Source organism: Nocardia sp. CC201C (assembly GCF_030010695.1).
GTDB lineage: Bacteria > Actinomycetota > Actinomycetes > Mycobacteriales > Mycobacteriaceae > Nocardia > Nocardia otitidiscaviarum.
Genome location: NZ_JASCXP010000001.1, coordinates 40,004 through 54,607, shown reverse-complemented (window position 1 = coordinate 54,607; position 14,604 = coordinate 40,004). Strand labels below are relative to the sequence as shown.

The following is a 14,604-nucleotide window of genomic DNA, read 5'->3' as shown; positions in this document are numbered from 1 at the left end:
TCGTAGGCGCTCGGCCACGCCACCACCCATCCGCACGCTGGCATCAGGGAATGACCAGCGCCGTCGCCGCGCACGCCGTCGCGGGCGGCGCGACGTAGGTGATGTGCATGTCGAGATGCTGGTCGGCGGCAATCGGGGCGAGCAGCTTGCCCGGCGCGGGCGGGTCGGGCGCGACCGCGGGCTGCAGGTCCACGTCGTAGGGGCCCACACCCCATTGCGGATTGAGCTGCGTGCGCGCGTTCTCGATTTTGAACTCGGCCGCGCCGTTCTGAATCGTGAAGCTCGCCAGGCGGCCACCGTGCAGCCACGGCGCCAGGAAGTACCCGTAGGGCTTCAAGGTCGTGCACGCGATACCGGGAATGTCGGTCCAGGTCTCGAGGGCCCAGTCGGTACCGATGACCTGCCCGACCCGGATGCCGACGGCGTTGCCGTCGTGGTCCATCACCAACGGCTGACCGAGGATCATCGCCAGCGCGTCGGGGTTGACGCCGGTGAACGCGACATTGACGTTGACCCACTTGATCTGGTCGTCGTCCTTGAACAGGTAGGCGAATCGGCCATCGGCCTTTTTCAGGCTCGACTCTTCGCCGTCCTCGTACTCGGGCGCGTACTCGACCGAGGTGAAACCGTCGGTGGCGAGGGAATTGGTCGGCCCGGCCGCGGGGGCGCCGCAATTGGTGAGCTTGGTGAGTCGTGCGACCTTGCCGCGGACGCTGGACCAGCAGGTAGAAGGCATCGGGGTCTCCAGCCGAGGTGATCGGTGGCTCGGCCCGCAGCCAGCAGCGCAGTTACTCAGAGAATAGTCGCTCGACCGCGCCCATCCCTGGTACGCGGTCGAGCCATGGGGCCTCAGGTCAGGAAAAACAGGATGGCCTCAGCCACGAACACCAGACCGGCTCGAATCAACTCCCACACGCGCACTCACCCCCTCCCCTGTCAGGTGATCCGCACGTAGGTCGCGCTGCCCGACTGAATCGTCAGCGACCCACTGAAATTCGAGGTGACCTCGACCGAGACGAGCGCGCCGTTGGCGAGGTCCATGGTGTGGCTGAGCTGCACAGTGGTCGTCTGGAATCCGGCGCAGGGTGTGGCCGATCCGGTCTTGACGATCGCGCCGTTCACGCGGATCTGGATCGTCGCCGAGACCGACCCCGCGCTGCTGTTGGCGATGCTGTACTGCACTTCGATCAGCGCGGCGGGTTTGCCGCCCTGGGTGACCAGGGCATGCGAGCTGACCGTCGATCCCGGCGCGGCCGTCGTGTCGGCGACCCAGTTCTGCACGGCCTGAAACGTCGGCGAGGTCGCGGTGATCGAGTGCGTGCCGTTCTTGTTCATCCGCGAGGGCGCGAACGTCGGTGTCGTCGGCGCGGGCATCGTCGCCGTCGCCGCCGCGGCCGGCGCGACCACCGCCATCCCCACACCGGGGACCGGCGTCGCTGAGGCTGCCGTCGCCGCGACCGCGGGTACCACGCTCGACACCGTCGCCGCCATGGCCGCCGTCGCCGTCCCGGACGGCACCGGCGCGGCCAGCGCCAGCACCGGCGCGATCGTGTCCGCTCCGGCCGCCGCCGCCGACGGAGCCACCAGCAGCACCACCGCAGGGGCAGGTAGCTGGGCGTCGGCGAGCGCGGGCGGCGTCTGGATGAGCAGCGCCGTCGTCGGTACCGGCGTGGGCATGATCGCGGTGGCGTCGGCGTACGGTGCCAGCACCGCGAGGTCCAGCAGCGGACCCGGCAGCACTGCGGACGCCAGCGCCGATGGCGCACTGATGGATTCGACGAACACCGGCTCGGCCTCGGGCATGGCAGCGACCGCGGCGGCCGAGGGTGCCCCGACGGCCAGGCTCAGCGCGGGCACCGGCAGCACGGCCGTCGTTTCGCCGGGCGGGACCGGCAGCGCGGCACCGAACGCCGGGATCGGCGCCTGCGCGCTCGCCTCGCCCGCCACCGCGGCCAGCTCGCCGCCCAGCACCGGCACCGGCAGCACCGCGGTCCCGGTCGCGGCTGGGGCGAGCACCATGCCTTCCACGTCGGCCCACACCAGCGTGCCGCCGAGGTAGACCCGCCGAATCCGCTGGTCGCCCAGATAGATTCGGTGCACGGGTGCGCCGAGAACGAACAGCCCCATCGCGGCGCTGTCAGGCCGCGGTCAGGTTCAGCACGCCGAGCGCATCCCAGATGACCGAGAACGTGATCCCGCTCGGGGACTGGTCGGCGCCGAAGTCGACGAACCCCAGCAGCGGCTTGGTCGCCGCGGTCGCGGGGGTGTCGTCGTAGATCACCAGGTTGCGGGCGGTGAATGTCGCGCTCGGCCATGAGATGTCGTTCGCGTCGAGGATGACCCGGTTCGATCCTGCGTCGTAGCTGAGCGGGATCGTAGTCAGCAAGACACCGCCAGCGGTGTATCCGGTGCCCGTGATCTCGTTGGTCACATCGGATTTGTAGCCGTGGGTGTCCTGGTTGGGGACGTAGGTGGCCGTGGTCAGCATCGCGCGGATGCTGTCGGAATCCCAGTCGATTTCCTTGTTGCACAACGCTTTCAGGCCGGGGCCGTACCACTTCGCGGTGACTGCCATGACTCAGCTCCTATTCGGGGATCACGTAGAGGGTGTGGGCATTGGGGCTGGGCAGCGCTTGGAAGGCGTCGAGGGTCATCGTCCGCGCACCGGAGATCCCGCCGAGGTTGCGCACCGCGCTCGCTTCCTCACTCGGTGGCACCGGCAGCGCGGCGGCCAGCAGCGGACCGAGCCGGACCGGGGTGGCCCAGTCGGGGATCTCGATGTCGTAGGCGCGGCCCTCGATTCGTACGCGCGCCGGACCGGGCTCGAAGTCCGGGGAGGTGAACGAGCCATCGGCCGCGATCGGCACCGACACCCATTGCGAGGTGATGATGCGATCACCGGCCGCCGCGTCCCGCAGCAGCGGCGCACGGAACTGGATCGCGCCGATGTCGGCGTGCCCGCCCAGGTCTTCGCAGGTATCGGAGATGACCGTCATGACGAGCTACTTCGCGCGTGGTGCGCGCTTGGCCGCAGGCTTGGGTGTCTCGGCGCGCGCTGGCTCGGCGGTGAATCCGGCCGCGCGCGCGAGGTCGTCGTCGACGCTGAAACCGAGGTACTTGCCGCCGGTGACGACCTTGACCCGATCGGGTCGGTCGCCCGCGGCGGCGAGCAGCTTTTCGGCGATCTCGATCGCGTTGTTGTTGACGGCGAGGATGGTGGGCACGGCAGCGCTCCTAGGTGAGGGTGACCGGGACCGCGGCGCGCACGCAGTCGTCCCACGAGACGACATAGACGCGCTCGGCGACCGACCGAATTTCGTTGGTGTTCGCGTCGAATGCCTGCGTCATGCGGGCAGGCCGATGGACGACCGGGCCCCGCCGGTAGAACACCGCGCCGGTGACCACGAGCCATGCGGTACCGGCCGCCGCCGCAGCACCGTCGGGCCCGGTGTTCGGATATCCGGCACCGAAGGCCCACCGGTTACCCAGCGCGGTCACCAGGCGCCCGGTCTCGATGCTGATCTGCTGTGCGGCAGCCGCGTGGGCGGCCACCAGCCGCGGCGCGTGCAGCACACCGACACCGCCGTAGTTCGCGGCGAGGAACGCCTCGGCCAGCGCGATCCCGTGCACGAGCGAGACCGGGGTGGCCGACAGCACCGCGGTGTTGGCGGGGTCGTCGTCAGCGGGCACGGCGACATCGCGCATCAGCCGCAGATGGGTACTCGACCACACCGCGGACTCGACAGCGGTCCATTCCCCACTCGCCAGGGCCGTGGCCGCGCGGTCGAGCATTTCCTGCTCGGTGAGACCGACAGCGCGGCAGACGAATCCGGCGTAGGTGTGGATCGGCTCGGCCCGGTCCAAGGCGCCGAGCCCGTCGTCGAGTACCCGGTTGGTGGGGGGATCGGCGCACGTGGCGGGATCGAGGTGCGCGGGCCCGCACGGTGGCGGCTCCCACGCGATGCCGCGGTTCAGGTTCGCGGCGTCGGTGACTTGGTCGGCCGCCGCGCGTAACCCGGCCCGCGCCGGGGTGAGAGTGGGGGCGGGAACGATGATCGGCGGGAATGCCACCGGATTGCCTCCTGGCTGATGGGCGGAACCGGAACAGCCCCGGCCACCACGCGATGCGGTGACCGGGGCTCAGACCGACTACGGCGCAGGCGGAACGACGTTGCCGTTGGCGTCGAGGACCTGGCCCAGCGCGGTCGACCCGTTCGCCGACAACGCGATGCTCAGCCGCCGCGGCTTGTAGCGGCGCTTGATCACCATCAGCTTTTCTTCGGTGAACAGGTGCAGCACATCGTTGTTGGCGAGATTGGTGCTGTCGTAGACCGCGCTCATGGTGATCACGTCACCGCGCGAACGCAGGTAGGTGCCCGCGACGTACACCAGCGCCTCGACCGAGGTGGGCCACGCGGTCACCGGGGTCACGCCACCGAAACCGGAGGCGACGCCGGTGAAGGCGTCCTGCCAGTCGTACACCCAGTGCACGACCGCGTTCCGGCGCGCGAACCAGTCATCGATCCGGGCGTCGACCACGTCGTACGCCTCGGTGGTCGAGGAGTTCGTGCGCACCGCCTGATCGGCCCGCACGACCGGCTTAACCCACAGCGGCAGCACCACTTCGAGTGCGGCGTCGTCGCTCATCCGGTTCTGGTAGCGGATGTCGGTGATCTGGCAATCGATCGAGTTCAGCAGCGACGGCGTCGCCGACGGACCCAGATTGATCGCGATCGTCGAACCCGCCTCGGCGACCATGCGGTGGATGGTGCGCGCGTTCACGCGGTGGGCGTGCGCGATGAGTGCGTGCGCGATCACGTCCTCGGTCAGCTCCGAATACGCGTCGTGCTGCAGGATGCCGCCCGCGATGCCGAAGCCGATCGCCTCGGCGCGCTCCTCTTCCCAGTTGTCCGGGCACGGCACCCGGAAGATCGGCTTCGTGGTTCCGGCGATCGTGCCGCCGGTCGGGGTGGTGAACCCGCTGCCCGCGATGGCCTGCGCCTCGGTCTGGATGAACCCGGTGCCGTTGTAGATCGCGGTGTAGTCCGGACCCTCGGTCCACATCAGACCACCGCGCGGGGACTGCACATCGGCGATATCGATCATTCCGGCCGAGGCGTCGGCCAGGATCGGCGACATCTCGTAGAGCCGTTCCGATGGCGAGCACCAGCCACCGGCGGCCACCAGCGAGGCGTTCGGCAGCCGCGACGGATCGACGGCTCGCTCGATCACCTTCGCGTCCTCGGTCGGGTGGCGGGTGATCAGGTCGTCGGGGAACGCGATCGCGAACTGCGCGATACCGGCGTGGATACGTGTGTTCGGCACGATGTCGCGCGGGAACGCGTCGAACTTGCTGGTACCAGCGCGTGCGACCGCACCCAGATCCGCCATCGGCGCACCAGCGGCATACCCATCGATCTCGGCGGCGGCGGTGATCGCCACACCGCGCGGCGTCGGATCGGGACGACGCACCTCACGCGCGGGCAGGTCGGACAGCCGCACGGCGCGACGCCGCGGCGGTGCGGCGGCGACGAGCGCCGGTTCGGCCGCCGGTGCCGTTGCGGGCTCGGCCGGTGTCGCCGGTGCTGTGTCGGCGGGCGGGGTGTCGGCCGGTGTCGCGTCGGTGGCGGGCTCTCCCGCGCTGGTGTCCTCACCGGTCGCCGGTTCGCCGCCTTCACCCTCGTCGGTGGTGTCGCTGGTGTCGGTGCCCTCGTCGGGGGTGGGGGTGACGCGCGCGGCCAGCTCGGCGATGCGGGCGGCCTGGTCGCTGATGACCTGCTCGCGGCGCTGGACTTCGGTGCGCACACCGGTCGCCACGTCGGCGAGGGCTTCGAGCGCGGCGACTTCGTCCTCGGAGTAACCGGCCGAGCCGTCGCCCTTCAACTCGCCGAACTTGTCGATGGCTTGGTCGAGGAGAGCCTGAACGTCGATATCGCTGGGCGCCTCGGCCAGCAGGGCAGCGACAGCATCAGCCGGGGACTGACCTTCGCCCGCGCCGGTCGCGGCATCGATAAGGGACTGAAGCGTGATCTTCACTGCTGCCTCCGTGCGGGCAACCAAAAGGATGGATGCCCGGCCCGGAGCCAGCGGCTTAGCTGCGTCTACTGTATCCGCTCACCGCTGGATCGCCTGGTACGTCCCACCGACCTGATCGGCGATCGCGCGCGCGGTCGCCTCGTCGGGATAGGTGATGGTCTGCCCGCTGGGATGGACCACCTGATGCAGGACACGCGTGGGTCCACAACCGCACCCCATGATCACTCCTTGTCTTCGGGCTGGTCGGGGCCGAGTGACTGCAGCAGCTCACGCTGCTTGACCTGCCACTCGGCGATCAGCGCATCGGCCGCGGCCTCATAGTCGGCGCGGTCGGCATCGCTCCAGTTCGCGCCGTCGATATCCAGACCGCGCGCCTTGATGAATTCCCGGTACAGCTTCGCCGTCGCACGGCTGCGGTCCTTGATGAACTCCTGCACTTCCGGGCGCACGTCCTCGCTCACAACCACATCACTCCATACCAATCCGACCCCCGCAGAATCTGCTCGCCGAGGCGGGGATTGTCCCCGGCAAGCCTGGTCAACTCCAATGGCGAGGGCCAGCCCGCCGGTGGGCCCGCGAAACGGGAAAGTAGCTCATCCATCGCCGCGGCGTCCGCGGCCGAGGTCGCCGGGTCCAGGCGCACGGTCATGATCTGGTTCATCATCGACGACCGGTTGTTGCGCGTCATGTGATCGTTGGCGTTGTTCCAGTCGAAACCCGTACGCGCCCAAGCCCATCCGCCATCGTCATCGCTGGCGAAGATGCTGATCCGTGTCGCTCCCGAGCGCTCATAGTAGCTGTGCAGGTTGTTGAACAGATCCGTCGAGAATCCGCGCCCGCGTACGGGCTCGTCGAGTTTGAGCAGCGCGTGCTCGACATGCACCTCGCCGTCGCGTTCGAGGTAGAAGGTGCGCTGCATGCGACCTACCGGATTGCCCTCGTGATCGAGGATCTGCCCGTAGGCGTGGACCATGCGCCGCCCGGTGGTCGACTCCTCGGTCTCGGCCTGGATCATCGCCAATCGCAGCGGCGGATGTCCGTCCTGGCCCCGCCCGTACTCGCCGTCGAATCCGGCTTGCAAGGTGGTGAATAGCTCGTCGTCGTCGAGGTCGAAGAGGCGGCGGATCTCCGGCATGCTCGACAAACCCCCAGCGCGAGAACGAGGTTCGGGCTCCTCGTCGGGCTTGTCCGTGCGGCCACCACCGATCGGCGACCCGATCGGCTTGCCGTACTTCTTCGCGCCCTCCGGGGTGCGTACTCGCCGCTCCTTCTTCAGCTGGGCGATGCGCCGGGCCACGGTGTCGGCGCGCAGCGCACGCATTCGCGTGGCGGCCGAGGTGACCCGTCGCCGGTGCAGCAGCGTCGCCAGATGTACCCGCGGCACAGCGGCGGCCGGACGGCGGCGCACTCCGGCAGCGACGAGCGACCGCACGCCCGCAGCGGCCAGGGCCCGGCGCAGCACCGGGAATCCCGGCACATTCACCCCCAGCACCGCGACCAGTTCGATGTCCGAGCTGCCGCGCCGGACGCCGCGCCAGTCCCCGGAGATCCCTGAGCGGCGCAGTTCGTCGACCCGCTCGTCGGAGATTCCGGGCAGGATGCGCCCCGACAGCCATGGCCCGAGCGCACCGTCGCGGCAGCGGACGACCGCGACCGCAGAGCCGGTGTTGTCGTAGTGCTCGGCTGCGGCGCGCGCGCTGGCGTGCAGGCTGGCGTGCCCGGTGCCGAGGGTGATCTTTCCGACCGCGAGCGGACCGGTGTCGGTGCGGATCTCGCCCTGGTGGAAGTACGCATACCCGGAGGCGCTGACCGGCGGCGAGACGCAGATGTCGAATCCGATGTGGCAGCTGTCGTATTCGGCGAGATGCCCGAACACGCGACCGTCGTCGGTGATGGTCAGCGCGGTCACCTCATCCGGTTCAGGCACCAGGAAATCGCGGTGGTCGTAGACGACCGCCGCCGCGGTCAGCGCCGCGGTGACTGGTTCCAGGGCGATGTCGTCGTTGCTGCCCGCGAAGGCCACCCGCAGCCGATCGAACCGAATCGGCCCGGTCGCAGAGAGCTGGTCGACCCCCAGCTCGTACCCGGCGGTCACGTGCGGCACGAACGGATCATGTTGTTCGGGGACCGGACCGCCGGTGTCGAGCAGCGCGCCGAGTACCGCCTGCCGCAGATCGGTGAGACCGTCGGCACCGACGAGGTAGACCGCGCACGGCTGCTTACCGTCGGTGTCGGGATTGAACAGCGCGTGCCCCCACACCTCACCGAGCACCGGCCCCGATGGCGCGAGTTCACTGATCGCCATGCGCACAGCGTCGGTCTGCTCGGGCGTCCACTCTGCGGCCTCGCCGAGGTAAGCCAGCGTGAGATGCAGTTCGTCGACGGGCTCACCGCCGTCGAGGGCCAGCCGCGCGGCGTCCTCGGCCGCGGGCACCAGCGCGACCATGGCGCCGGTGTGCTGGGGCTTGCCGCCGTCGCTGCCGCCCTCGTCGTCGGCCGGTGAGGTGCCGGGCTCGGCGGCGGCGGTCAAGGCCACGTCGGCGGCCGGAGCGATCTGGGCGCCCTCGAATGCCGGAGTGCTGACGAGGGTCGCGCTCATGAGTTTCCAGCGGTCGAATCGGTAGAGCCAGTCGACGACCGGGCTCGGTTCCGGTGGCTGACCGGGCACCGGCTCGGCCGTCAGCCACGCGGTGTACACCTCGGCCGGTACCTCGTTGCCGTCGGCGTCGAGCGGTACCTCGGTGACCGCGATATCGGACAGATCCGCCGACACCCATCCGGCGACACCCCGTGCCATCCGCCCCGCCCAGTCGGCGGCGATCGGGTCGACCAAGTCGAAGCTGCCCTCACCCCACACCGCACCGTCCTGCACCCACAGGCGCGTGATCAGCCCGATCACCACCCCGCCCCGGTGCCCGTCGTCGAGAGCAGCTTGTGCCATCAGCGGCAGCGGCAGCGGCCGGTGCGGCACGCTGTCACCGACGAGGGTGAACTCGCGGCCGTCACCGGAGGGTGTGTTGACCGGCAGGATCGGGCCGCGCCACCCGGTCGGCGGACCACCCGGCTCGGCGGTAGTCGGCTCGACGATGTCGACGGGAGTGGTCATCAGCGGCTCCGATCATGGAGACAGTTCGAATGTCTCTGTGATTATCGCGGCAGCGCCGGACCCGGCGCACTGTCCGGCCTCAGCGTCTAGGAGATCGCGCCGTCGGGTGGTGTCGGAACCCGTGGATACTCCGGTACCGGTCCGGCGGTCCGTGGCGCCGGAATCACGGCGAGGGCCGCGGCCAGCAGCTCGGATTCGCCCGGCCCGTACCCGCGCTGTACCGGACCGGTCGGAGTGAGCGGGAACGCGAATCCCGGGGTGGTCAGGGCCGCAGTGGTCTCGGCGTCGGCTTTCCAGTCTCGGCCCTTCCAGTTCAGCCACCGGCCGATGTGGGTGCGGCTGTACACGGTCCAGCTCATAGCAGCACCAGCAGCGCGATCATGAACCTGGTCAATTCGCCTCCATCGTCGTCGCCGTAGCGGGTGGTCGAGCGGCCGAACAGATCTTGCAATCCCACTTGGAACGCTTCGTGCGCCACCTTCGCCGGGTCGGGATGGGTGCTCGATGAGTAGGTCTTCCCAGCGTAGGGATGGCGCCACTGGTCGGCGAGGGCCATCTCGTTCGATCCGTAGTAGATCGGGGTGAGCGGTTCGAGCTGCCCGTGTTTGGTCGCGCGGCGGCGCACCAGCGCGTATTCCAGCGGCATCAGCCCCGGTATGGCCTGCTCCATGCGATGGCCGAGTTCGTGGGCCATCACCTCGCGCTCGTAGGTGTCGAACGCACCGTCGTATCCGGGCATCGTGCCCGGCTCGTTCGCGGCGATCAGGTCGTTGCGCCCTGTCCCGCCTGCCCGGAAGTAGGCGCGCGGGTCTTCACCGAGGGTCAGTTCGCCGCGTGCGTCGGCGGCCTCGAGCCAGCGGCGGGGGAACACCTGCTCGGCCGCGCGCAGGTCATCGAGGGCACCCGGTGACGGCCGCCGAACCCCGAACGGCGGTGCCATGCTCGCGCGCTGCTCGTGTCCGGCGAACTCGCGTACCTCGGCCAACGCGGCGCGGATGATCTCGGCCTCGATTTGTACCCGCGTACGCCGGGCTTCGTGCAGTTCGTCGAGGCTGAGCGGGCGGCGGTTCTCCGCACGCCGGGCCCGCTGCAGCACCGGATCGCGCTGCAGCCGCGCGGCGATGTCGTCCCACATGGCAGCGCCGACGGCGAGCACTTCGTCGAGGTGCGCGTCGAGCGCGGCCGGTGGCAGGAGGTTGCCGTAACTGTCCTTGCGGTAGGGCGACTCGGTCAGCGGCCACACCTCGCGCTGCCAGGCCGCGCCGGTCGGCGGGTTATCGCGCATGTCTCGCAGCGTCTTCTCGTTGACCTCGATGCGGTTGCGCACGTTCATGTACTGCTCGATCACTGTGCGTTGAGCGCGCGTCTTGTCCAGGTCGCGGCGCAGTTTCTCGATACTGCGCGGGGACCGGGCCCGCGAGAGCTTGCCCTCGAGTTCGGTTTCGAGCCGCTGGAGTCGGTAGGACTCCGACCACAGCGCATCGGTGTCCAGCTCGCGCAGCCCGGCCAGACGGCGATCGGTGGCGAGGGTGGCGAGTTCGGTGCGCTGTGCGGTGAGCTCGCGCTCGGTTTGCCAGATCGTTCGTTCGAGGAACGTCTCCCGCGGCCGGACCGTCACCGGCGCGGTGAGCGCGTCCCATTCGCTGGCGCCCTCGGGTAGCGCGCGGGCGGCCTGCTCGATCCGTTTGCGTGTCGCCGGGGACAGGATCGGCTCGGTGTCCTCATCGAGAACGGGCTCGTGCTCGTCGGTGTGGTCCTCGTCGTCGTCGAACTGGGCGAAGAACTCATCGACCTCGTCGCGGTCGTCGTCGGTGTCCTCGTCGGATTCGTCAGGCTCCTCGTCCTCGTCCTCGTTGTCGAGTTCGTCCTCGTCGTCGAGCAGATCGCCGTCGTCGCCCTGGTCGTCGAGATCGTCTTCGTCGTCGATCACGAGGTCGTCGAGGTCGTCGTCCTCGCCCTGGTCCTCCGGCTCCGGGTCCGGGTCCGGCTCTGGGTCTGGGTCTGGGTCTGGGTCCGGTTCGCTGTCGTCGTCGGCGGGCTCGTCCTCGGGCGGGGTGGGGTCTTCTCCGTCGTCCTCGATGGCGTCGGTGTCGTCGACGACTTCGCCGCGTTGCTCGCGCCGCCACCGACCCAGCGCGGCGTCGACCTCGTCCTCGTCGTCGGGGCCGATGCGGGCACCGCCGGGGGACACACCGCGCCCACCCCATGGGCCTTGCAGCTCGGCCTGTACCTCGTCCTCTCGCATAAACAGTGCGGTGCAACGGCATTGGATCACTTCGTGCGCGGGACCACCGGCCTCGCCGGGATGCTGCAGCTCGGCGCGGCCCACCCGGAACGGTTCGCGCAGCTTCACGATCTGCCCGTCGGCGACCACGTGCGATCCGCGGGTGCGTTCGTCGGTGGTGGCGAGCCACCGTTTGTACGTGGCTTGACCGCCTGCCTCTTCCACTGCCTGCGCCGCCGCCAGGGCGCCGCCCTCGATCGCGCCGTGGGTCTCGGTCCGGGCGATACGCCGGGCCTTCCACTGCCATTCGAGCAGCGACTCGTCGTGTTGCTCCCACAGTGCGCGCCGCCGAGCTCGCAGTGCGCGCCGGTCGGCGGCCGAGATATCCGGGTCGGCGATCTGGCGATCGATCTCGGAGATCTCGGCACGGATGCGGCGGGTGGGTGCGTCGATATCGAGGATGCGGCCGATGCGCTCGGTCATCTGGTCGTAGTCCATGCCCTCGGACAGCATTTCCAGCAGCTCGGGGCGCAGTTCCTCGAACGCTTCCTCGGGCCAGATCTTCAACCGGTCGTGGACGCGCTCGAGATAGTCCAGCTGGAACGGCAGCGGTGAGATGTCCGCGCGCCGGGACGCGTCGAGGAATCCCTCGCCGAAGGCTTGCGAGAGGACCGGGTCGACGTGCTCGGCGATCCCGCGCGCCCACACCTCGGTCGCGGCGCGGGCGGCATCGATGTCCGGGGCGCCGGCCGCGGTCACCGCGCCCGGCCGGTCGAGCAGCCGGACCGCTGCGGCGGGAAGCTGCTGGCCGAGGACCAGGGCGCGGGCGGTGTCGAGCCACACCCGCATCACGGCCATCACGCCCGCGTGGACGCCGGTCTCGAGGCGGCGTTGCCGGTTGCTGGCGTGCAGGCGCGCCCCGAGCCAGGGGTCACGGCTCACAGGCCACCGCCAGCACGCGCCGTAGGTCCGCCGCCCGGTGAGGCTGCTGGGTCACGATCAGCTCGCGGGTGTACCAGTCCGCAGCCGCCAGGACCCGCGCCTGGTCGGGCAGTACGGTGCGCAGCAGATCCCACGCACCGGTGAGCAGCCGATCGCATTGGGCGTGGGTGGTGGCGAGGCGGCGGCGGGTGTGGACCTCCCACGCGTCGAGCTTCCACAGCTCGCCGCGCTGAGGGCGTCCGCCGGTATGGCGTGCGCGTTTGCCCGCCAGTTCGAGCGCGCGCAGCACACCGACCTCGACGGCGAGCATCAGGCAATCCGGGTCGCTCATGGCGTCGGTTCCTGATCGGGGCGATCACCGGGGGAGCCCGGCCCCTCCGGCAGTGCGCGCTGTCGGTCGCCGGTGTCGTCGTCTGGCGGTGGTGTGGGCTGGTCGTCGGCGGGTGTGTCGGGGGCGGCGCCGTCGGTGGCCTCGGCGATGGCGCTGGTCTTGTTCAGCACCGACGCGTCGACCTCGATGCCCAGCATCGGCAGCAGCAGCGGTGCCAGCGACGGCGCGCCGACGAGCAGTTTCGTCAGCAGGTTCTCGCGCGCTTGCTGATCGTCGGGCAGGTCGGTGTCGCCGAATCCGTTCTCGCGCAGCATCGCTTCGCGGCTGAGCGCGCCGCGGTCGAACAGATCCCGCGCGTCACTGGATCGGTCCGGGCGCAGCCGCAGGGCGCTGGCGTCGAACCATACGAGGTAGTTCTGCCAATCGGTGACGCCCTCGGCCTGCAACAGCGGATGCAGCCACCCGGTGGTGAGCGCGTGCAGGATCACCACGGCCACCGGCGCGACGGCGAGTTTCACGTCTTCTTCGCCGATCGCCCACGCCGACCAATGATTCGACCCGGAGCCGAGGCCGAGCAGCACTTCGGGTGGGGAATCCATGCCGAGCGCGATGCGGCGGATCGCCTCGGCGCGCAGCTCTTGGGCCTTCGGGTCCAGCGGTTCGGAGAATTTCAGGTGCTTGATCTTGTCGACCAGCGCGCCGGGAACCTTCGCGACCAGCGGCACCAAGGCCGCGGCGCTGGACCGATCTTTGATCGGGGTCAGCATCATTTCCATCAGGTCGCGGATGAACGGATCGAGATCGTCGTCGGCGTCCTCAGGGGTGGGGCTGCCCTGGCCGCGCAGCGTCTCGATCTCCTGCGGTACCAGCAGCACGCCCGCACCGGCGAGGCGCGAATCGATCTGTGCCGACACGTGTTCGGTCAGTCCGCGCAGCTCACGCGCGACCGGCAGGATCGCCCGCGCTCCGCAGTCGGCCCACGCCCGTTGCATCGGCGCGGGAATCCAGGCCCGCACGACATGTTCGGTCGGGTCCAGGCGGCGGGTATCGAGACCGTCGTTGTACTGCCAATTCTTGCCTGCCGGGGTGAGCTCCTGCACCGAGCAGGGCTCCCACTCGAACCGTCCATCGTCGATATCGCGGATGATCGGCAGCGTCTCGCCGTTGAAGACGACGTGCTGGGCGGCACGGAACAGTCTCTGGCTGGTCGCGCTCGGGTCGGAGAACATCCGCAGCCCCAGCTCGGCCGGTAGCCCGTCGGCGACCTCCACCGGCTCGTCGCCGAGAGATTCGACCTTGGCGATGATCGGCCGCATCAGCGATACCGACCGGGCGATCCGGTCACCGGAGAACCGGAACTCGCCGATGTCATCGCGCAGCTGCCAGACCTCGTCTTGCCATTTCTGTTTCGTCGACTTCGCGTTCGTGCGCGCGACCGTCGGCCCGGCGAGGATCTGCGCCGCTGCGGTGATCGCTCGTGGTGGCGCGGTCGGATTGCGTTGGGTGCGTTGGTCGATGAGGTATTCGGCGACGACCGCGCCGGGCATCTCGCGTACCCGTGTGCGGCGGCCGGGCCGGGCGTCGGCGGCCAGCTGCGCGGCGATCAGTGCCGCGGTCGATTCCGGGCGGCGCTTCACTGCTCGGGCCCGTCGAGATGGGTCGCGGCCAGGCCGTAGAGCCATGAGGCGGTCAGTGCAGCGGCGGGCCAGATGAACCACGGCTCGCCGCCGTGGAAGTAGGCGAGGGCGAACACCGCAGCGGCGACCCACACGCTCAGACACCACGCGCAGGTCACGAGGTAAGTCAGGATGCTGTCCGCGCCGGTGCGGCGGATGACGAACACGCGCAGACCGCGGGTGAGGTAGTCGTCGGTGACCAGCCGGGTCAGCCGGGCGATGGCACCGAAGGCGAGGAGAAAGGTCATGAATGGCACGGTGCGCACCCTTCCGAGCAGCGATTCATAGA

Annotated in this window: 15 protein-coding genes; all 15 read right to left on the bottom strand. The window is 69.6% G+C overall.

The features are described 5' to 3' along the window. Window positions 1-43: 43 nt before the first annotated feature. The 15 genes from QK444_RS00365 to QK444_RS00295 all read right to left on the bottom strand — a co-directional run bounded on the left by QK444_RS00365 (window position 44) and on the right by QK444_RS00295 (window position 14,563). Window positions 44-736, bottom strand: coding sequence for a hypothetical protein (locus QK444_RS00365; protein WP_282775905.1), 693 nt, complete (start codon window positions 734-736; stop codon window positions 44-46). 200 nt (window positions 737-936) lie between these two features. Next, window positions 937-2,127: a hypothetical protein gene (locus tag QK444_RS00360; protein ID WP_282775903.1), complete on the bottom strand. Its 1,191-nt coding sequence runs from the start codon at window positions 2,125-2,127 to the stop codon at window positions 937-939. 10 nt (window positions 2,128-2,137) lie between these two features. Further along, complete coding sequence (locus QK444_RS00355) at window positions 2,138-2,575, bottom strand: hypothetical protein (RefSeq protein ID WP_282775902.1); 438 nt, start codon at window positions 2,573-2,575, stop codon at window positions 2,138-2,140. A 10-nt stretch (window positions 2,576-2,585) separates the two neighbouring features. Beyond that, entirely contained in the window at window positions 2,586-2,996 is a 411-nt protein-coding gene (locus QK444_RS00350) for a hypothetical protein (protein WP_282775900.1), read from the bottom strand. A 6-nt stretch (window positions 2,997-3,002) separates the two neighbouring features. Then, window positions 3,003-3,224, bottom strand: coding sequence for a hypothetical protein (locus tag QK444_RS00345; RefSeq protein ID WP_282775898.1), 222 nt, complete (start codon window positions 3,222-3,224; stop codon window positions 3,003-3,005). Window positions 3,225-3,234: 10 nt separating this feature from the next. After that, on the bottom strand, window positions 3,235-4,071 hold the full coding sequence (locus QK444_RS00340; protein WP_282775896.1) for a hypothetical protein: 837 nt from the start codon (window positions 4,069-4,071) through the stop codon (window positions 3,235-3,237). A gap of 78 nt (window positions 4,072-4,149) precedes the next feature. After that, window positions 4,150-6,036: a major capsid protein gene (locus QK444_RS00335; protein ID WP_282775894.1), complete on the bottom strand. Its 1,887-nt coding sequence runs from the start codon at window positions 6,034-6,036 to the stop codon at window positions 4,150-4,152. A 78-nt stretch (window positions 6,037-6,114) separates the two neighbouring features. Next, window positions 6,115-6,255, bottom strand: a complete 141-nt coding sequence (locus QK444_RS00330) for a hypothetical protein (protein ID WP_282775893.1) — start codon at window positions 6,253-6,255, stop codon at window positions 6,115-6,117. Between the two features lie 2 nt (window positions 6,256-6,257). Then, window positions 6,258-6,497: a hypothetical protein gene (locus tag QK444_RS00325; RefSeq protein WP_282775891.1), complete on the bottom strand. Its 240-nt coding sequence runs from the start codon at window positions 6,495-6,497 to the stop codon at window positions 6,258-6,260. Continuing rightward, window positions 6,494-9,142: a 2'-5' RNA ligase family protein gene (locus tag QK444_RS00320; RefSeq protein ID WP_282775889.1), complete on the bottom strand. Its 2,649-nt coding sequence runs from the start codon at window positions 9,140-9,142 to the stop codon at window positions 6,494-6,496. Before QK444_RS00320 ends, QK444_RS00325 begins: the two co-directional genes overlap by 4 nt. Window positions 9,143-9,228: 86 nt before the next feature. Then, window positions 9,229-9,501 (bottom strand): hypothetical protein, encoded by a 273-nt coding sequence (locus QK444_RS00315; RefSeq protein WP_282775887.1) that lies wholly within the window; start codon window positions 9,499-9,501, stop codon window positions 9,229-9,231. After that, a complete protein-coding gene (locus QK444_RS00310) occupies window positions 9,498-12,308 on the bottom strand; it encodes a phage minor head protein (RefSeq protein ID WP_282775885.1) in 2,811 nt (936 codons plus the stop codon). Before QK444_RS00310 ends, QK444_RS00315 begins: the two co-directional genes overlap by 4 nt. Further along, window positions 12,298-12,639 carry a hypothetical protein gene (locus tag QK444_RS00305; RefSeq protein WP_282775883.1) on the bottom strand — a complete coding sequence of 114 codons (342 nt, stop codon included), beginning with the start codon at window positions 12,637-12,639 and terminating at the stop codon, window positions 12,298-12,300. The genes QK444_RS00310 and QK444_RS00305 overlap by 11 nt, the downstream gene beginning before the upstream one ends. Then, a complete protein-coding gene (locus tag QK444_RS00300) occupies window positions 12,636-14,276 on the bottom strand; it encodes a hypothetical protein (RefSeq protein ID WP_282775881.1) in 1,641 nt (546 codons plus the stop codon). Before QK444_RS00300 ends, QK444_RS00305 begins: the two co-directional genes overlap by 4 nt. Further along, a complete protein-coding gene (locus tag QK444_RS00295) occupies window positions 14,273-14,563 on the bottom strand; it encodes a hypothetical protein (RefSeq protein WP_282775879.1) in 291 nt (96 codons plus the stop codon). Before QK444_RS00295 ends, QK444_RS00300 begins: the two co-directional genes overlap by 4 nt. Window positions 14,564-14,604 lie beyond the last annotated feature (41 nt).

Excerpts from the sequence above, each read along its gene's own strand:
- QK444_RS00365 (WP_282775905.1), bottom strand. The coding sequence starts at position 736 with ATGCCTTCTACCTGCTGGTCCAGCGTCCGCGGCAAGGTCGCACGACTC.
- QK444_RS00360 (WP_282775903.1), bottom strand. The coding sequence starts at position 2,127 with ATGGGGCTGTTCGTTCTCGGCGCACCCGTGCACCGAATCTATCTGGGC.
- QK444_RS00355 (WP_282775902.1), bottom strand. The coding sequence starts at position 2,575 with ATGGCAGTCACCGCGAAGTGGTACGGCCCCGGCCTGAAAGCGTTGTGC.
- QK444_RS00350 (WP_282775900.1), bottom strand. The coding sequence starts at position 2,996 with ATGACGGTCATCTCCGATACCTGCGAAGACCTGGGCGGGCACGCCGAC.
- QK444_RS00330 (WP_282775893.1), bottom strand. The coding sequence starts at position 6,255 with ATGGGGTGCGGTTGTGGACCCACGCGTGTCCTGCATCAGGTGGTCCAT.
- QK444_RS00320 (WP_282775889.1), bottom strand. The coding sequence starts at position 9,142 with ATGACCACTCCCGTCGACATCGTCGAGCCGACTACCGCCGAGCCGGGT.
- QK444_RS00315 (WP_282775887.1), bottom strand. The coding sequence starts at position 9,501 with ATGAGCTGGACCGTGTACAGCCGCACCCACATCGGCCGGTGGCTGAAC.
- QK444_RS00305 (WP_282775883.1), bottom strand. The coding sequence starts at position 12,639 with ATGAGCGACCCGGATTGCCTGATGCTCGCCGTCGAGGTCGGTGTGCTG.
- QK444_RS00295 (WP_282775879.1), bottom strand. The coding sequence starts at position 14,563 with ATGACCTTTCTCCTCGCCTTCGGTGCCATCGCCCGGCTGACCCGGCTG.